The sequence below is a fragment of the Streptomyces sp. NBC_01433 genome, from assembly GCF_026340105.1.
Taxonomy (GTDB): Bacteria; Actinomycetota; Actinomycetes; order Streptomycetales; family Streptomycetaceae; genus Streptomyces.
The window spans coordinates 3,827,940-3,845,460 of sequence record NZ_JAPEPM010000001.1 but is presented as its reverse complement, the minus strand read 5'-3'; the positions used below and the strand labels follow the sequence as shown (position 1 = coordinate 3,845,460).

Genomic DNA, 17,521 nt, shown 5'->3' with positions numbered 1-17,521 from the left:
GGTGGGGCGCATGAACGACCGCATGGTGTGGATCGACTGCGAGATGACCGGGCTCTCGTTGGCGGACGACGCACTCATCGAGGTGGCCGCACTGGTCACCGACTCGGAGCTGAACGTGCTCGGCGAAGGGGTGGACATCGTGATCCGCCCGCCGGACGCGGCCCTGGAGACCATGCCCGAGGTGGTGCGGCGGATGCACACCACCTCGGGTCTCCTCGACGAGCTGGCCGGGGGAACCACCCTGGCCGACGCCGAGGAGCGGGTCCTGGCATACGTACGCGAACACGTGAAGGAGCCGGCCAAGGCCCCCCTCTGCGGGAACTCGGTCGGCACCGACCGCGGCTTCCTGGCGCGGGACATGCAGACGCTGGAGGGCTACCTCCACTACCGGATCGTCGATGTGTCCTCCATCAAGGAGCTGGCCCGCCGCTGGTACCCGCGGGCGTATTTCAACAGCCCGGCCAAGAGCGGCAACCACCGGGCACTGGCGGACATCCGCGAATCCATCGCGGAACTGCGCTACTACCGGGAGGCGGTCTTCGTACCGCAGCCCGGCCCGGACTCGGAGCGCGCCAAGGAGATCGCGGCGCGCCACGTGCTGCCGCCCGAGTAGCACGACAAGCCCAGGTCACGGGCCCTTCGGGGCCCGTGGACCGGGCAAAAACAACCGGGGCGCGAGCACCCTCCCGGACCCTGTACACTTTTTCTCGGCCGGTCGGAAAAACGACCGGGCGACATGGTGGGTATAGCTCAGCTGGCAGAGCACCTGGTTGTGGTCCAGGATGTCGCGGGTTCAAGTCCCGTTACTCACCCTGAATGATCAGCCCCTGACCTGGGAAAACGGGTCAGGGGCTGATCTGTTCCCAAACCCTTCCCAGCGCGGGCCCAACGGGGCCCCGATTCGGGCCTATCGTCCTTTCACTGGTCCCCGTACGCGGGGATGGTCCCCGGATCACGTCGCGCTGGACGTCACACACAGCGTGGTCCCCGCGTTGCGGGGTTGCCCCCTTCGCCTGAGGCGACGGGGGCTGTTTCGTGCGTCTGGGGTCAGACGTCGGCTGGGGGCTCGAAATGCCGGACCGGCTTCTCCAGCGCCGTCTCGACCTGGTACCGATCCTGCCCGGTGGCCGTCGCATGGTCGGTGATGGCCTGCTGCACACGGGCTGCGATTGCCACGGTGAGGCGGCCTTCCTGCTGCTCGGCCCACGTCGCGCGCTCCAGCTCGATCAAGGATTCGCTTCGTTCGATATTCGCCACGGGCGGAGCGTAGGCCGCGCACCGGACCCCGCATTGGCCTGGCCGCAGCCCCGTCGGCAGGGTCATCTTCACCCGTTCTACGATCGCCCCATGATTCGCGCAGTCGTTTTCGACGTCGGTGAGTGCCTGGTGGACGAGACCAGGGAGTACGGCACCTGGGCCGACTGGCTGGGCGTCCCTCGCCATACCTTCGCCGCCATGTTCGGTGCTGTGATCGCCCGGGGTCGGGATTACAGGGACGTGTTCCAGGAGTTCCGGCCCGGCTTCGACCTGGACAAGCAGCGCCAAGCGCGCGCGGACGCGGGCCAGCCCGAGCACTTCGACGAGTCGGACCTTTACCCGGACGTCCGGCCGGCCCTTGCCCAGCTCCGCGCCGATGGGCTGTGGCTCGGCATCGCAGGCAACCAGACCGTCCGCGCGGGCGGAATCCTCCGCACGCTGTTCACCGACGATGTCGACCTGATCGGCACCTCGGACGACTGGGGCGCCTCGAAGCCCGACCCTGAGTTCTTCGTCCGCGTCGCCGAGGTCGTCCCTGCGGAGCCCAGCGAGATCCTGTACGTCGGCGACCGGGTCGACAACGACCTCCGCCCCGCAGTGTCCGCAGGGATGCAGACTGCACTGATCCGCCGCGGGCCCTGGGGCACCATCCAGTGGCAGACCGCAGAGGCCGGGGACCTGCCGACGTTCCGTATCGAGTCCCTCGCTGAGCTGCCGGAGCGGATCAAGAAGTTCAACGAGCGAGCGCGCTGACTGTGGTTGTCCATCCGTACAGCCGCTCGTCCAGGTCCCGTACGCACGGCTGGTGCTGGTGCGGGGCCAGTGCGCGCCGCACCTCACGCACCCGGTCCATGCCGGTGGCGTACCAGGTCCGCTCCAGCTGATCGAGCGCTTCCAGAGCGTGTTCGCAGGCCGCTTCGGGGGCACCTGCGGCGACCTCCACGGCTGCCAGATCACCGAAGATCACCGACCGCTGCTTCTCCTCCGCCGACCCCAGGTCTTCGAGGGCTCCGAGGAGAGTGGTGCGCGCTTGGGGCAGATGCCCGGCCCGCAGCTGCGTGTTGCCCTTAAAGGCGGCAAGGCGGACGGGCGAGAACCAGTCCAGCCACTCGGGAATGGCTTCCTCTCTCTGGCCGGCGAGGAGGTCCTCGGCGTGGCCGATCAGGTGTAGCGCGGTCCGCGTGCGGTTGGACCGGGTCTCGCATTCGGCCTCGACAGCGTCCAGCCAGGCCATGAGCAGCGCGGGTGCAGGTCCTCGCCGGGCGTAGGTTCGGGCGGCGACGAGCCTCTCGGTTGCCGCTTCTCGGTCGCTGGACCAGCCGGGGATGAACGCAGTGTGGCCGAGTACGGCGGCTCCAAGGAGCGGTTCGTCGGCTTCGCCTGCCGCCTGGAGCGCCCGCAGCCATGTGGCCGCTGCGCGGTCCGGTTCCCTGAGGTCGAAGAATTCGATTCGCCCGGCAAGTAGGCAGGTCTCCGCCAGCGCGGCGGCGACGGCGCGACGGGTCTGACCGGCTGTCTCCGGGAGCAGTGCGCAGCCGAGAGCGGCGTGTGCAATGGCCGCCCGGTGCAGCGTGGCCGGAGCCACTGACCAGTACAGCCGTCGATGTGAGCGGGTCACGGCCTCGAAGTCGGGCGCGACCGAGGCCGGTTGTGCGGCAGTCGCGGATTGCGGGGGCACGACGGCAAGGCCGACGGCCGCAACCGTCGCCCCGACCAACTGCCGGCGCACGGGGTCCGGCCCACGGTCCCGTCCGTGGGGAGGCGTGAAGCCCAACGATTCCAGGTCCTGGCCCAGCACGCGCGTGAGAGCCTGCTGCAGGTCAGGGTGAGGCCACGGAGGCGCCTCCGACTCCCACCGCCTCACCTGCCGGACGCCGACCCCAAGCGCAATCGCCAGAGCCTGTTGCGAGCGGTAGCCCGCAGTCAGGCGGGCTGCCTTCAGTCGTGTGTTGCTCCGGGCTTGGGACACGCGGTCACCTCCGTGATGGGTACTCGGGGCCAGTGTCACAGCAAGTCCTGTATCAGACCATCACTCACCCGGTCAGCGGCAAAAAAGCCCTCATCCAGCCCTGAAAAGCCCTCCGAAAGCCCTTGAACTGTCGCTTTGGCGGGACGACGCTGGACGAACCAATTGGCACCGCCCGAGGAGCTGACCGTGACGACGCCTGTAGTGCCATCAGCGGTGCCTCCCTGAGGTAGCCGCGACCACGCCCCTCCCGGCGGTCAAAGATCTGACCGACGCTCAGCAGCGCGGCGCGGCGTGTGTGTGGTGCGCGGCGCCGCTCGGCAAGGACCTGGGTGTCGACCTCGGCGAGCAGCGGGTCACCCCCGCCACCGGTGCCGCGTACTCCCGGTTCCCCCGCGAGTGCCTCGACGCGCACGAGTGCGCGGGCCGGAGGGCGGCCCAGTGATGGCGTCGACGCGGCAGCGGACTGCCTACCAGCCCCCGGACGAGGCGTATGTCACGTACCTGGGGCACACCCTGACGTACGACGTCTGCCGGGCGGGAACGTTCTGCGCGACGTTCATACGGCTCGGCCGCGCGTGGAAGAGGGCGCGCCGATGAACACGCCCATCGGGTACGGGTACTGCTGGGCGGAGCGCCCCGGTTCGTACGCCCGCTGCACCCAGCCCCCCGGCCACACAGGGCCCCACTACGACTGGCGCGCCCCCAGCGACCACAGGGAACGGCCCAACACCCAGGCCACTTCCCCGGACCGCGCGGGGAGGGAAGCCGAGTGAAGTGCCACCACGCCGACGGCTCCCACGAATTCCCCGTCGAGACCGAGGACATGGCCTGGTGCCCGGAGCATGAGGTCACGCTCCTGTGGCACGGCGAACCGATCACGGACGCCGAGCTGAAGACCGCGGCAGCCGTGGAGTCCCGGATGGACGAGGCACTCGCCCTGGCCGAGGAAGCACGCGCCGACACCCAAAGCGCCCATTGCCGGGCCGCCGCCGGCCAACCGCACCTGCCCGACGGCCATGTCGCCTGCTGGCGCCCCGGCTGCGCATGCCCCTGCCACACCTGAACCCCACCTGAACCCCACCTGATCGGAACCACCATGAACAGCACGTCGATTCCCACCCCGCCCTCGAACGAGGAAGGCGGGCAGGGCTGCAACGGGTGCGGCACCACGAAGGGCGTCTGCCACGACCCGAACCGGCACGGACTCAGGTGACGGACTCGGCGGGAGCGGCTTCTCCCTGCCCCGCTTCCGCCCGGCCTCGGTGTTTCCCGCCCGGCCGGGGCGGCAGTCGCGCAGAGTACTCCGTATGACGACACCCGCTGAACTGCTCCGCTCCTTCGCCCGCACCCGCGCCTCGCTCGACGGCGAGGAGGTCACGTACTGGTGGTCGGGAGATGTGTACTCCTGGGCTCCCGACGAGCCCTACCAGCGCGTCTTCGGCTTCGAAGGGCTCAATGTCTCCCGCCTCGTCCAGGACGCCGATGCCGGCCCGGACGCCTACCAACTGCTCACCCGCGAGGCCGCCTTCTACCTGGACCCCCTCACCCGCGAGATCCTGGAGACCTGGCAGGGCCTGCCGGTGGTGCACGTCTGGAACGACCCGGCGAACCAGAAGTGGCGCCCCTTCCCGATCCCCACGACCGAGCTCGGCGGACAGGTCTGCTTCAGTCTGGAGATCCCGCTGGCCTACCCCTCGCCGCTGCCGGTGGCCCAGTACCCCGTCCACTCGGCCGACGACACGTACAAGGCACTGGAGCTCTTCCAGTTCTTCGCCGACCGCACCGACCTGGCCGGCCCGGCGCCCAGCGTCCCGGCCACCATGTCGTGGACCCGGATGTCCCCGTGGCTCCCGTGGATGGCCCGCGGCCAAGCGCCCGGCGGCCTCACCTTCCACTGCCGGGGCCGCAAGCTCGGCTCGTACGCCGAGGTCCCCGAGCGCACTCGCGCCTACATCGCCGACCGCCACCCGGAGTTCGCCCACGCCCCGGAGAAGTGGAGCGAGCCGAACGAGACCAGCTGGACGTACTTCCGCAAGCTCAACCCGCCGACGTAGCCGCCGGCGGGTCCTGAGCGACTGATAGTCCTCGCATGTGCGGCTTCGGCCTCGGAAAGAGAAGGGGCTTTCATCGTGCCCGGGGTTTACCGTCCGGGAGTACCGTGGCCCCATACCTTCTGGCGGGGGTCCACATGAACACCAGCGTCGACGACCGCATCCGTGCGCTGCGAGAGTTCCGTGACATCACCCAAGACGAACTTGCCCGGCTCCGGTGTGTCTGTCGACACCATCCGAAAGTTGGAGCAGGGCGTACGGGAATCAGCGCGGATCAATACCCTGCGCGGTCTCGCTCGGTCGCTGGACGTCCAGCTTGAGCGTCTCGTGGGACAGCCCACCGTGACCCAGCAACTTACCGATGACGGCGGCCTCTTGGCGCTGCGCGACGCGATTCAGGACCCCGGTTCCCTCCCTGGCGTCCTGGGCGATATCGACCTTGAGGACCCGCCCGGACCGACCGAGTGGGCGGCGCAGGTGCAGGCCGCTACGGCGACGTACTGGACCGGTGGCTACTCAGAGCTCGCCGGCACACTGCCCGGCCTGCTCCGCGACGGCCGCGCCGCCGCACGTCAGCACGACACCGAGAGCGTGTGGACCGACCTCGCCCTCGCCTACCAGCTGGCCGCGTCCCTCTCCACCCAGTCCGGCCACCCGGACTGGGCCTACACCGCGGTGGAGAAGCAGCTCGCCGCCGCCGAGCGGGCATCGGACCCGCTGCTTGAGGGCATGGGCGTATCGACCCTGTCATGGGTACTCCTGCGCCAGGGCCGATGGGAGCAGGCCCGGGACATCGCCGAGCGGAAAGCGGACCAGCTCGAACCGCCGCGCCGCCGCGCGACGGCGGACCAGCTCGCCGTCTACGGGAACCTGCTCATCGCGGCCGCGACGCCGGCCGCCCGCGCCGACCAGCATGACGACGCCATGCAGTTGCTCACGCTGGCCGAGTCCGCCGCTGTGCAGTCCGGCCCTGTCCGGGCGTACGGCAGCGTCTTCAGCCCGGTCGACGTCCGTACACAACAGGTGAACGTCGCGCTGGCCGGGAGCGAGGGCCGGCCGGACGCCGCGCTGGACGCCGCGGCCTCCGTCGACCTGGGGGCGATCAGCCGCCCAGTGCACTCGGCGTCGTACCGGGTCGACGTCGCGCAGGCTCGTTACCAGACTGGCGACCGCGCGGGCGCCCTGGAGCTGCTGTTGGAGGTGGAGGCCGACCAGCCGGAATGGATCAAGTTTCAGTCGTTGGCCGCCGCGACGGTGCGGGAGATGCTCAAGGCCGAGCGCCGACGGAACGGCACGCTGCGCGGCCTCGCTGCGCGGCTCGGCGTGGACCCGGCACTGTGAGGTAAGGCGCTACGTCCTACCTCACAGGGACCCGGCTGCTTGACTGGTGGGGTACGCCCCTGGGTTGTGACCGTGCGGGCACTTAGCGTGATCCCCATGACCGTGGCGCCGGTCCTCCCGCCAGGATCGACCGGCTCCGCACCCATTCCGCAGGGGGTGAGCATGAGCGCCGAGACCAGAGCCGCAACGGGCGACGCGGCGTACGGCGCGTGGGTAGGCCACACAGTGACGTGCGACGCGTGCAAAAAGGGATCGGGCTGCGATACCGAGCCCAAGCTCAAAATGGCGTGGCGCGAGGAGCGGCAGAGCATGCCCCCGCGGATCACCCGGCCGCCGCTGGGCGGTCACGGACGAAGGGCAGACGCATGAGCACTGCCCGCAGCGGGCCAGCGACGGTAAGCACGGCGGCGCCCCCTCGGACAAGCCGTGGACACCAGATCCGTCTCCGGCGCCGTCTCCGGACGGCAGCGGCCCCCAGAAGCACGCCGGGCAGTCGTGAGCACCGCACAGCGGCAGGCCCCCACCTGCCAGAAGTTGGTCCAGGACCTCGTCGACCGAGGGCTGCTCGACAGCAACTGGCGGCAGGCGTGGGAGGCAGTGCCGCGGATGCATTTCATTCCGGAGACCGCCTGGCGTCAGCTCCCCGACCGGTGCGAGCCGGTCGGCGGCACGGACGGCCGGCTGGCCCTGGTCCATTCGGACGAGCCAGTCGTCACCCAGCTCGACGACGGAGCCGAGGGCGGGCCCGGCATCGCGACATCCTCCAACTCCCAGCCGTCGATGGTCGCCCGAATGCTCGGGCTGCTCCAGGTCGAGGACGGGCACCGGGCGCTGGAGATCGGCACCGGGACCGGGCACGTCGCCGCCCTGCTCTCCGAGCGGCTCGGTGACGAGCAGGTCTACAGCATCGAACTGGACCCCGTCCTCGCACGGCAGGCCGCGGACGCCATCGCGGGCGCCGGCTATCGGCCGCACCTGCGCATCGGGGACGGCGAGCAGCCCTGGCCCGGCCTGGGTCCGGTCGACCGGCTGATCGCGACGTGCGCTCTCCGGCACATCCCGCATGCCCTGGTCCGGCAGGTCCGGCCGGGCGGGATCATCGTCGCCCCGCTCACTCGCGACTTCTGGTCCGGCGCCCTGGTCCGGCTCCACGTCAAGGAGGACAGCACCGCGGTCGGCATGTTCGCCGGCGGCGCGTCGTACATGCCGATGCGATCTCACCGCCCGACCGCCCACCAGGTCGAGGGCAAGGGACGGCCCCGCTCTGCGGGGCCGGATCCCGCGCAGATCCTGGACCTCGGCTTCGCGCTGTACGCCGGGGCACGGCTGCCCGGCGTCCGAGTCACCCACAAGGACACCCCTGACGGCGCTCAGGTGTGGGTGAGCCGCGAGAACGGGGCCGCCGCGATCGCGGTCACCGGGGAGGACGTCTGGCAGTACGGTCCGGGGCTCCTGTGGGAGGAGATCGAGCAGGCATGGTGGGAGTACGAGCGGCTCGGCCGGCCGGGGCCCGACCGGTTCGGGATGACCGTGACCGACCGGGCCCAGCAGGTCTGGCTGCGTGATCCGCATACGGTCATCGAGCCCACGAGGGCGTAGGTGCAGCGGGGTCCCGGCCGTGCGCACGGCCGGGACCCGACTCACGGACGAACCCCGTGAGCGGGACGCCGATCGGGTACGGGTACTGCTGGGCGGAGTGCCCCGGCGCCTTGCCCGATACACCCAGCCCCGTGGCCGCACGGGTCGCCAATACGTCCGGCGTGCCGCCCGAGACGACAGGGAATGGCCGAACGCCCGGGCCACCACCCCGGAGCACGCCGAGAGGGGGTCCGAGTGAAGTGCCACCACGGCGGCGGCGTCCACGAGTTCCCCGTCGAGACCGAGCACATGGCCCGGTACCCCGGACACGGGGTCACACTCCTGTGGCGGGGCGGGCCGAACTGCCTTCTCACGCGGGGGTGCCGTCCGACTGGGCCGCCAGCGCGGGGGGTGTGACCGTCGCCGGCACCAGTGCCGCGGCACACGCCCGGCGGATCAAGGAAGCTTTCATGTATTTGATCTTGTCCCGGCATGCGCATCGAGCGCAGTCACCCATGCGTGTGAATGACCTGCACAGCGGGACCAACGGGTGTTCTCGGTGAGCGGTCGGCCGCATGCCCGCCCGGCTCACCCGTCTCACCCGGCCCACCGGGCAGCACGCGCAGCATCTCTGTCGGACCGTCAGCCGCGTTACGTACACCGCGCCTTCACGACGAGTCCCGTACCACCAGTTCCGTCGGCAGCACGATCCTCGGGCGTTCTTCCGAGCGGCCCGCGATCTCGTCCAGGAGGACCCTGGCCATCGTGCGGCCCATCTCCTCGATCGGCTGGCGGACGCTGGTGAGGGCCGGGTCCATGTGGCGGGCGATGACCGAGTCGTCGAAGCCGATCAGGGCCACGTCGTCGGGGATGCGGCGGCCGGCCTCGCGCAGGACCTGGCGGGCGCCCGCGGCCATCACGTCGGAGCCGGCGAAGACCGCGTCGAGGTCGGGGCGGCGGGCCAGGAGTTCGCGCATCGCGCGGGCGCCGCCCTCCTCGGTGAAGTCGGCGGGGGCGATGAGGCGTTCGTCGGGGGCCAGGCCCGCCGCGGCGACGGCCGTGCGGTAGCCGTCCAGGCGGCGTTGGGCGCCGTAGACCTCCAGGCGTCCGGTGATGGTGGCGACGGAACGGCGGCCCCGGGAGACCAGGTGGCCGACGGCGGCCCTCGCACCCCCGAAGTTGTCGGAGTCCACCGAGGCGAGAGGTTCGGCGGCACTTCTGCGGCCGCTGATCACGGAGGGCATCCCGAGCTGTTCGAGCAGGTCGGGCAGCGGGTCGTCGGCGTGCACGGAGACCAGCAGGACCCCGTCGACGCGGTGGGCGGTCAGGTACTGGGCGAGCCGGCGGCGTTCCCGGTCGTTGCCCACGAGGGTGAGCAGCAGTTGCATCTCGGTGTCGGCGAGCGCGGCGCCGACACCGCGCACGATGTCGGAGAAGTACGGCTCGGCGAAGAAGCGGGTCTCGGGTTCGGGGACGACCAGGGCGATGGCGTCGGTGCGGTTGCCCGCGAGGGCCCTGGCGGCCCGGTTGGGTACGTAGCCCAGCTCCGCGACCGCCGCCTGGACCGCCTCGCGGGTCTGCGCGCTGACCCGCGGCGAGCCGTTGATGACGCGGGAGGCGGTGCCCCGGCCTACTCCCGCCCGTGCCGCCACTTCTTCGAGCGTGGGCCGCCCACCGCTCCGTACTCGCGCTGCCGCCATGGCTGCCTCCCCGTTCCCGGTCAATTTCTCACAGCCGCAAAGTCAATCCAAGTCTCGGAGGTTTCGTCCCGGCGGGGGCCGGACCGTGCCGCTTGGGAGCGCTCCCAGACGTGCCGAGTCTACGGGCAGGAGACCGGGAACGGTGATCGTCGCCGGGTTCCGTAAGCGCGCGAAAGCCGGGAGACCCCGTCCGGTGGTGCGGGGTCTCCCGGCTTCGTGGTGCCGCGGCGGTCAGGCGTGCGCGTCCGGCACCGGGGGCAGCGCGTGGCGGCGGATCACGTCGGCGTACCAGTGGGCGCTCGCCTTGGGGGTGCGCAGCTGGGACGCGTAGTCGACGTACACCGCGCCGAAGCGCTTCGAGTACCCGTACGCCCACTCGAAGTTGTCCATCAGCGACCAGAGGAAGTAGCCCCGTACGTCCGCCCCGTCGGCCACGGCCCGCTGTACGGCGTCCAGATGGCCGCGCAGGTAGGCGATCCGCTCGGGGTCCTCGACCGTGCCCTCGGGGGTCACGTGGTCGTCGAACGCGGCGCCGTTCTCCGTGACCATCAGGGGCAGGCCCGGGTGGTCACGGGTGACGTCGAGGAGCAGGTCGTACAGTCCGTCGGGGTCCACCGACCAGTTCATCGCCGTACGCGGCCTGCCCTCGGCGAGGTGGAAGGCGACGTGCTCGGAGCCGGGCCACGGGGAGTGGTCGCTGTTGCCGTGGCCGTCGTTGCGGGTGTCACCCGCGCCGGAGGCGGGCGTGGAGACGATCGTCGGTGTGTAGTAGTTGACGCCGAGTACGTCGACGGGGCGGGAGATCGTCGGCAGGTCGCTGTCCCGGACGAGCGTGGACCAGTCGACCAGGTGCGCGGTGTCGGCGATCAGGTCCTCGGGGTACTCGCCCCGCAGCATCGGGCCGGTGAAGACCCGGTTGCCCACCGCGTCGATCCGGCGGGCGGCGTCCGCGTCCTCGGCGCTCGCGGTCAGCGGGCGGACCTGGTGGAGGTTGAGGGTGACCGAGATCTGCGCGGCGGCGGGGAGCCGGTCGCGCAGGATCCCGGCCGCCCGGCCGTGGGCGAGGTTGAGGTGGTGGGCGGCCCGCAGCGCGGCGGCCGGTTCGGTGCGGCCGGGGGCGTGCACTCCGGAGCCGTAACCGAGGAAGGCCGAGCACCAGGGCTCGTTGAGCGTGGTCCACATGCCGACCCGGTCACCGAGCGCACCGGCCATGATGGCGGCGTAGTCGGCGAAGCGTTCGGCGGTGGCGCGCTCGGGCCAGCCGCCCGCGTCCTCCAGCTCCTGCGGGAGGTCCCAGTGGTAGAGCGTGGCGACGGGAGTGATGCCCGCCGCCAGCAGCTCGTCGACGAGCTTGCGGTAGAAGTCCAGGCCGCGCTCGACGGCGGGGCCGCGGCCGGTGGGCTGGACGCGGGACCAGGAGACGGAGAAGCGGTACGCCTTGAGCCCGAGCCGCTTCATCAGCGCGACGTCGTCGCCGTAGCGGTGGTAGTGGTCGGCGGCGATGTCGCCGGTGTCGCCGTTGCGGACCTTGCCCGGTGTGTGGCTGAAGGTGTCCCAGATGGAGGGGGTGCGGCCGTCCTCGGCGGCGGCGCCCTCCACCTGGTAGGCGGCGGTCGCGGCGCCCCAGACGAAGCCCGCCGGGAAGAGGGGCGCCGCGGGTTCCCCGTACGGGACGGTGGCGGTGGTGGGCGTGAGGGTGGCGTCAGGTCGTACGACAGTCATTCGGGAGCGCTCCCATGAGTGGGTGGGGCAGGGGGCTGGGGCAGGGGGCAGGGGCAGGGGAAGGAGAAAGGGAAGGACGGTGGTGGGCGGGTGTCACCCCTTGACCGCGCCGGACATGATCCCTCCGACGATCTTCTTCCCGAAGAGGACGAACACCACGAGCAGCGGCAGCGTGCTGATCAGCGCGCCCGCCATGACGATGCTCTGGTCAGGGGTGTAGGAGGCGCTGAGCTGCCCCAGCGCGACCTGGAGGGTCGGGTTCTGCTGGTTCAGCGCGAGGTAGGGCCAGAAGAAGTCGTTCCACGCCTGGACGAACGTGAGCATGCCCAGCACCATCATCGCCGGGCGGGCCACCGGGAGCACCACGCTCACCACGATGCGCAGGTTGTTCGCTCCGTCGATCCTGGCCGCCTCGATGAGTTCGTACGGCAGCGCCTCGATCAGGTACTGACGCATGAAGAAGACGCCGAAGGCGCTCACCAGGGTCGGGAAGATCACCGACTCCAGCTGCCCGCCCCAGCCGAGGCCGGACATCATCATGAACAGCGGGACGACGCTGAGCTGCGGCGGGATCGTCAGCGTGGCGATGACCGCGGTCATCAGCCAGCCGCGGCCGCGGAAGCGCATCTTGGCGAAGGCGTAACCGGCCAGCGTGCAGAAGAACAGCGTCGCCGCGGTGATCGACGCGGAGACGACGATGCTGTTGACGATCGCCTTGCCGAGGTTCGCCTGTTCCCAGGCCGTCCGCAGGTTGTCGAACAGCCGCCCGCCCGGCAGGAACGGCGGGGTGCCGGCGAGGACTTCGTCCTGGGTGCGGGACGCCGCCACGAGCGTCCAGTAGAGCGGCAGCAGCGAACCGATACCGACGACGATCAGCGCGGCGTAGGCGAACGGGCCGCCCTTCATCTGCTGGCCCGCGCCCATCCGGAAGCGGTTCGTGCGCCGCGGTGTCCGGCGTTCGGGCTTCGGCGGGAGGGCCCGCGGGGCTTGGGTGGGGCTGGTCATGGTCATGGAATTCGCTCCCGGTCAGGCCGCTGAGGTGCGTGTGAAGCGGCCGATGAGCCAGTTGACCGCGGCGATGATGAGCAGGAGGGCGAGCATCGCCCAGGCCACGGCGGCGGCCGGGCCCAGATGCCCGAGATTCCAGCCGTAGTTGTAGAGGTAGACGCTGAGCGTCTCGTACTGATTCTCGTTGCCGCCGGTGGCGCCGAGCGAGCCGCCCTCCAGGAGCAGGGGCTCGGCGAACAACTGCATCGAACCGATGGTCGAGATGACGATCGTGAAGAGGATCGTCGGCCGCAGCGAGGGGATGGTCACCTTGCGGAACTGCTGCCAGCGCGACGCGCCGTCGAGCGAGGCGGCCTCGTACAGGTCGTTCGGTACCGCCTGCATGGCGGCCAGGTAGATCAGGGCGTTGTACCCCGTCCAGCGCCAGATCACGATCACGGAGATGGCGATCTTCGACGTCCAGTGCCCGTTGACCCAGTTGGTGTCACCGAAGCCGACGAAGTGGAGCACCCAGTTCAGCAGACCGCCGTCGGCGCGGAAGACCAGCGCGAAGACGAGGGTGGCCGAGGCCACCGAAGTGGCGTACGGGGTCAGGATGATGGTGCGCCAGAACGTGCTGGCCCGCAGCTTGTAGTTCAGCAGATGGGCCAGGCCCAGCGCGACGAGCAGCTGCGGAACGGTCGAGATGACCCCGATCAGAAAGGTGTTGCTGACCGCCGTCCAGAACTCGGAGTCGTGCAGGATCCGGTCGAAGTTCCCCCAGCCGACCCACTCCATGTGGTCCAGGCCGGTCATCTCCACCCGGTGCAGGGCTATCCAGCCGGTGTAGATGAGCGGGTAGAGCCCGAAGGCGGCGAAGACGAGGAAGAACGGCGCGATGTACGCGTACGGGGACGCCTTGTCGTCGAACCGCCACAGCCGGCTCCGCCACAACTGGCGTCGGGCGGCCCGGTGTTCGCGCTGGGGGTCACCGGGTGGCGGGGCGTACGCGTCCCGGGTCGGGGTCGAGGTTGCCACGGGTGGGAGTCCTTCCCTGGGGTGCGCCGGCAGGACGACGCGGTGAGCGGCCGGACCGGAGACGGGGGTGGGGATGAGGGCGGTTTCGCCCGAGGCGCCGGTGCGGGCGGCGGACGGCCGCCCGCACCGGCGGCGGTTCAGCCGATCGCCTTGTCGATGGCCTTGGTCGCCGCGTCCCAGGCGTCGTCGGGGCTGGTCCCGCGCTGCTCCATGTTGTTGATCTGGGTGGAGATGGAGTCCTTGATCACGCCGTCCTTCGGGCCGATGACCGCCTCGGGGATGGACGTCGCCTCATCCGCGTAGATCTGGCCGATCGGGGCGTTGTTGAAGTACGGGAGGGTCGCGTTCTTCACGTCGGGCAGCTCGTACGCGCCCTTGTTGGACGGGAACACACCGATCGCCTTGAAGACGGCGGCCTGCTGCTCGGGGGCGGTCAGCCACTTGACGAGCTTCATGGCCTCGTCCACGTTCTTGCCGGACTTCGGTACGGAGAGGAAGGAGCCGCCCCAGTTGGCGGCGGTCGCACCGGGGGCGGTGGTGATGTCCCACTTGCCCTTGTTGGCGTCACCGGCGTAGGTCGAGATCTGACCGGCCATCCACGCGGGGCACACCACCGTCGCGATGGTGCCCTTGCGCAGGGCGGCCTGCCACGGGTCCTCGAACTGCGCGAGGCCCTGGGTCAGCTTCTTCGACGCGGCCTCGGCGGCCAGGCCCCAGCCCTGCTTGACGCTGGGGCTGTCCTGGTAGACCGGCTTGCCGCTCTCGTCGTAGTACTGCTTCGCGTTCGAGCTGACCACGGCGTTGAACATCGCGCTCGCGGAGTCCATGAAGTACGTGCCCTTGGGCGCCTTCTTCTTGAACTCCTCACCGAGCGCGAGGAAGTCCTCCCAGCCCCCGGCGGTCCGCTCGGCGACCTCGGTGCGGTCCGTCGGCAGACCGGCCTTCGCGAAGAGCTCGGTGTTGTAGCAGAGGGACATCGGGCCGATGTCCGTGCCCGCGCCGATCACGGCGCCGCTGGGAGCCGTGGCCTGCTTCTCCTTCCACAACACCCACTCGTCGACGTCTATCACCTTGCCGAGGTCGGCGAACGCGTCCGCCTTGGTGTCGACGATCTCCTTGATCCGGCCGACCTCGATCCCCTGGACATCCGCCAGCCCACTGCCCGAGTTCAGCTGCTGAAGCAGCTTGGGGTAGTAGTTCTTCTCCTCGGCGGTGGTGTCCTCCTTGACGGTGATCTTCGGGTTGAGCTCGTGGTACTTCTCGAAGAGCCCGGCCTCCTTGTACCCGAACTGCCCGAAGTCGGCGACGGTCAGCGTGATGTTCCCGTCGGCGTCGGCTCCGCCGCCGGAGTCCGAGGAGCCGCCGCACGCGGTGAGCAAGAGGGCGGAGACCGTCAGGCCCGTGGTGGCCACGATCGCGGTTCTACGGCGTCGACCGGCAACGCTGCGGGTGATGCGCATTCCACTACTCCTTGTTCCAGGGTGGGACTGGCGTCGCTCCGCGGGGCCCCGGGGAGCGGCGCGGACGACGGCAGGTGGTACTGGGGGAGGCACGGGCAGTGCCATGCGCACGAGGTTCGCGTGCGATGTGGGAGCGCTCCCATGCGTCGATGTCGGAAGGTTGCTGCCTCAAGGGGGTGAGTGTCAAGAGTTGAAGACGTTTCCGTTGCCCGAGCGTGTCCATCACGTCACGCGAACGTGCCCGCGCGACACCTTGCGCCCCTGCCGGGGCTTCTGATCGCCCGTCCGTCCCATGGGTTCATGCGCGTAGGTCAGGCGCCCGTGCGGCGGCGAGGTCCGCCTCCGGCGGCGGCGGGGATCATCCCCGCGCACCCCGGCCGCCCGACTCCCCGGCGTACCCCGACGGGGAGCCGGGTATCGCGGCCCGGCCGCCGGAAGGTGAACGGGCCATGGCATCGAGCGCCCCGACCGGGCCGGTTCCGCGTTCTTTCCCGAAGGCCCGCCCTCTCGACCCACCCCTCGGCCGCCCCCGGCCCACCCCTCGGTTACGCCGCGACCCACCCCTCGGCCAACTCCCGGCCATCCCCGACCAGGCCCTCGACCAGCCCCCCGGCCACCCGAGGAAGACCCGCGAGCGCGGGGTCCGCGCAGTGAAGCATCTCCGTGCCCAACTGCTGCTAATTTCACCCTTATGCCCTTTTTGATCACCGACTCCCCGCTGGGCGGGTGAGGCGCGATGGGTGTCATCCGTGACCATCCCGAACTGGCGCTCTTCCTCTGCCTTGCCGCCGGATACCTGGTCGGCAAGCTCCGCGTCGGCCCGATCACGCTCGGCGGCATCTGCGGGACGCTGATCGTCTCGCTGCTGCTCGGCACCCGGCACATCAGCGTCAACGACGACGTCAAGACCGTCTTCTTCGCACTGTTCATCTTCTCGCTCGGCTACATGGCGGGCCCTCAGTTCTTCGCCAACCTCAACCGCAAGAGCCTGCGCTTCTTCGCGCTCTGCCTGATCGAGCTGGTCTGTGTCCTCGGCATCGCCTACGGCCTGGCCAAGGCGTTCGACCTGGACGTCGGCACCGCCGCCGGCATCCTGGCGGGCGCGGCCACCGAGTCCGCGGTCGTGGGTACGGCCACCGAGGCCATCGGCAAGCTCAGCGATCTGACCGCCGGCCAGATCTCCCAGTACCAGGGGCATGTCGCCACCGCGTACACGGTCTGCTATCTGTTCGGCCTGATCACCATCGTGCTCTTCACCAGTCAGATCATGCCGATGCTGCTGCGGATCAACCTGGCGGACGCCTCGCGCGAACTCTGGGAGAAGATGCGCGGCGGCGCGGCCGGGCTGGAGTCCGACGAGCGCGAGGCACTGCCCGGCATGGTCGGCCGCACCTATCTTGTGACCCTGGCCGACGGGCGCACCATCGGTGAGCTGGAGACCGCGCTCGGCGGCCAGGTCACGGTCGAGGGCGTCAAGCGCGGCAGCAAGCTGCTGACGCCCGCCGCCGACCTGGAACTGACGCTCAGCGACCTGATCCAGGTCGTCGGGCGACGCACGGCCATCATCGAGGCGGGCCGGGAGATCGGCCCCGAGACACCCGCCATTCCGGGCCTCGACACCCCGCTGGCCACCAAGCAGGTCGCCGTCACCGAGAAGGCCACCCACGGCCGGACCATCGACCAGCTGGAGCAGGCCCATCCCGAATTCCGCGCGGACGGGGTCTACATCACCGAGGTCGTGCGCAACGACCAGCAGTTGCCCGCCTCGGGCCGCACCACGCTCTACCGCGGTGACGTGCTGACCCTGGTCGGTGCGCGCGGCGGGCTGAACAAGCTGGTCGCGAAGATCGGCGCCGTGGTCAAGAACGACACGACCGACTTCATCTACATCGGGTTCGGCATCGTGGCGGGCTCCCTGCTGGGCCAGATCGTCATCAACGCCGGTGACATCCCCATGTCGCTCGGCACCGGTGGCGGCTGTCTGATCTCCGGCCTGATCTTCGGCTGGTTCCGCTCCCGCAAGCAGACCTTCGGCGCCTTCCCGCCGCAGGCCGCGAGCACGCTCAAGGACCTGGGCCTGGCGGTCTTCATCGCCTGTACGGGGCTGACCGCCGGGCCGCAGGCCTGGCCGCTGCTCAAGGAGTACGGGGCGCTGCTGCCGTTCGCGGGCATCGCCATGGTGCTGGTCCCGGCGACGATCTCGCTGATCGTCGGCCGCAAGCTGCTGAAGATCGAGAAACCGCTGCTCATCGGCGCCATCGCCGGACAGCAGTGCTCCACCCCCGCGATCACCTCCATCACCCAGGTGGCCCAGAGTTCCGTACCGCTGCTCGGCTACACGATCACGTACACGCTCTCGAACTTCCTGCTGCCGCTCACCGGGCCGATCCTCGTCGGTGTCCTGGGAGCCTGAGGTGA

General features: G+C 70.1%; 16 protein-coding genes and 1 tRNA gene. 10 read left to right on the top strand and 7 right to left on the bottom strand.

Annotated elements, in window-relative coordinates; translation table 11 throughout:
- Positions 1-10: 10 nt before the first annotated feature.
- Together orn and OG413_RS17395 are read left to right on the top strand one after the other, a co-directional pair.
- Positions 11-613 (top strand): oligoribonuclease, encoded by a 603-nt coding sequence (gene orn / locus OG413_RS17400; protein WP_266806598.1) that lies wholly within the window; start codon positions 11-13, stop codon positions 611-613.
- 126 nt (positions 614-739) lie between these two features.
- A tRNA-His gene (locus tag OG413_RS17395) sits at positions 740-812 on the top strand.
- Between the two features lie 235 nt (positions 813-1,047).
- Here the strand turns inward: OG413_RS17395 and OG413_RS17390 are convergent.
- On the bottom strand, positions 1,048-1,257 hold the full coding sequence (locus tag OG413_RS17390) for a hypothetical protein (protein WP_266806597.1): 210 nt from the start codon (positions 1,255-1,257) through the stop codon (positions 1,048-1,050).
- Positions 1,258-1,347: 90 nt separating this feature from the next.
- On the opposite strand from OG413_RS17390, the gene OG413_RS17385 reads away from it, so the two are divergent.
- A complete protein-coding gene (locus OG413_RS17385) occupies positions 1,348-2,010 on the top strand; it encodes an HAD family hydrolase (protein WP_266806596.1) in 663 nt (220 codons plus the stop codon).
- Here OG413_RS17385 and OG413_RS17380 read toward each other — a convergent pair.
- Positions 1,991-3,226 carry a helix-turn-helix transcriptional regulator gene (locus OG413_RS17380; protein ID WP_266806594.1) on the bottom strand — a complete coding sequence of 412 codons (1,236 nt, stop codon included), beginning with the start codon at positions 3,224-3,226 and terminating at the stop codon, positions 1,991-1,993. The two genes, OG413_RS17385 and OG413_RS17380, sit on opposite strands and share 20 nt — an antisense overlap.
- 295 nt (positions 3,227-3,521) lie before the next feature.
- Between OG413_RS17380 and OG413_RS17375 the strand changes: the two genes are divergently transcribed.
- The 6 genes from OG413_RS17375 (at position 3,522) to OG413_RS17350 (ending at position 8,217) form a co-directional block, all read left to right on the top strand.
- Positions 3,522-3,668: a hypothetical protein gene (locus OG413_RS17375; RefSeq protein WP_266806593.1), complete on the top strand. Its 147-nt coding sequence runs from the start codon at positions 3,522-3,524 to the stop codon at positions 3,666-3,668.
- Positions 3,669-3,819: 151 nt separating this feature from the next.
- Positions 3,820-3,999: a hypothetical protein gene (locus OG413_RS17370; RefSeq protein ID WP_266806592.1), complete on the top strand. Its 180-nt coding sequence runs from the start codon at positions 3,820-3,822 to the stop codon at positions 3,997-3,999.
- Positions 3,996-4,289 carry a hypothetical protein gene (locus OG413_RS17365; protein ID WP_266806591.1) on the top strand — a complete coding sequence of 98 codons (294 nt, stop codon included), beginning with the start codon at positions 3,996-3,998 and terminating at the stop codon, positions 4,287-4,289. The genes OG413_RS17370 and OG413_RS17365 overlap by 4 nt, the downstream gene beginning before the upstream one ends.
- Before the next feature lie 244 nt (positions 4,290-4,533).
- Complete coding sequence (locus OG413_RS17360) at positions 4,534-5,280, top strand: DUF1838 family protein (protein ID WP_266806589.1); 747 nt, start codon at positions 4,534-4,536, stop codon at positions 5,278-5,280.
- 216 nt (positions 5,281-5,496) lie between these two features.
- A complete protein-coding gene (locus OG413_RS17355; protein ID WP_266806587.1) occupies positions 5,497-6,618 on the top strand; it encodes a transcriptional regulator in 1,122 nt (373 codons plus the stop codon).
- Positions 6,619-7,113: 495 nt separating this feature from the next.
- Positions 7,114-8,217, top strand: coding sequence for a methyltransferase domain-containing protein (locus OG413_RS17350; RefSeq protein WP_266806585.1), 1,104 nt, complete (start codon positions 7,114-7,116; stop codon positions 8,215-8,217).
- Positions 8,218-8,864: 647 nt separating this feature from the next.
- Here OG413_RS17350 and OG413_RS17345 read toward each other — a convergent pair.
- From OG413_RS17345 to OG413_RS17325, 5 genes are all read right to left on the bottom strand, one after another.
- Complete coding sequence (locus OG413_RS17345; RefSeq protein WP_266806583.1) at positions 8,865-9,896, bottom strand: LacI family DNA-binding transcriptional regulator; 1,032 nt, start codon at positions 9,894-9,896, stop codon at positions 8,865-8,867.
- Between the two features lie 231 nt (positions 9,897-10,127).
- On the bottom strand, positions 10,128-11,618 hold the full coding sequence (locus OG413_RS17340) for a GH1 family beta-glucosidase (protein ID WP_266806581.1): 1,491 nt from the start codon (positions 11,616-11,618) through the stop codon (positions 10,128-10,130).
- A 93-nt stretch (positions 11,619-11,711) separates the two neighbouring features.
- The gene (locus tag OG413_RS17335; protein ID WP_266806579.1) at positions 11,712-12,629 is read right to left on the bottom strand and encodes a carbohydrate ABC transporter permease; all 918 of its coding nucleotides are present in this window, start codon (positions 12,627-12,629) and stop codon (positions 11,712-11,714) included.
- 15 nt (positions 12,630-12,644) lie between these two features.
- Positions 12,645-13,643, bottom strand: coding sequence for a carbohydrate ABC transporter permease (locus OG413_RS17330; protein ID WP_266806577.1), 999 nt, complete (start codon positions 13,641-13,643; stop codon positions 12,645-12,647).
- 137 nt (positions 13,644-13,780) lie between these two features.
- Entirely contained in the window at positions 13,781-15,103 is a 1,323-nt protein-coding gene (locus OG413_RS17325) for an ABC transporter substrate-binding protein (protein ID WP_266806575.1), read from the bottom strand.
- Between the two features lie 736 nt (positions 15,104-15,839).
- Here OG413_RS17325 and aspT point away from each other — a divergent pair.
- Complete coding sequence (gene aspT / locus OG413_RS17320; protein WP_266806573.1) at positions 15,840-17,516, top strand: aspartate-alanine antiporter; 1,677 nt, start codon at positions 15,840-15,842, stop codon at positions 17,514-17,516.
- Positions 17,517-17,521 lie beyond the last annotated feature (5 nt).

Bases quoted from the DNA above. Each gene is read 5' to 3' on its own strand.
- orn (WP_266806598.1), top strand. From the start codon at position 11: ATGAACGACCGCATGGTGTGGATCGACTGCGAGATGACCGGGCTCTCG.
- OG413_RS17385 (WP_266806596.1), top strand. From the start codon at position 1,348: ATGATTCGCGCAGTCGTTTTCGACGTCGGTGAGTGCCTGGTGGACGAG.
- OG413_RS17370 (WP_266806592.1), top strand. From the start codon at position 3,820: ATGAACACGCCCATCGGGTACGGGTACTGCTGGGCGGAGCGCCCCGGT.
- OG413_RS17360 (WP_266806589.1), top strand. From the start codon at position 4,534: ATGACGACACCCGCTGAACTGCTCCGCTCCTTCGCCCGCACCCGCGCC.
- OG413_RS17345 (WP_266806583.1), bottom strand. From the start codon at position 9,896: ATGGCGGCAGCGCGAGTACGGAGCGGTGGGCGGCCCACGCTCGAAGAA.
- OG413_RS17340 (WP_266806581.1), bottom strand. From the start codon at position 11,618: ATGACTGTCGTACGACCTGACGCCACCCTCACGCCCACCACCGCCACC.
- OG413_RS17335 (WP_266806579.1), bottom strand. From the start codon at position 12,629: ATGACCATGACCAGCCCCACCCAAGCCCCGCGGGCCCTCCCGCCGAAG.
- OG413_RS17325 (WP_266806575.1), bottom strand. From the start codon at position 15,103: ATGCGCATCACCCGCAGCGTTGCCGGTCGACGCCGTAGAACCGCGATC.
- aspT (WP_266806573.1), top strand. From the start codon at position 15,840: ATGGGTGTCATCCGTGACCATCCCGAACTGGCGCTCTTCCTCTGCCTT.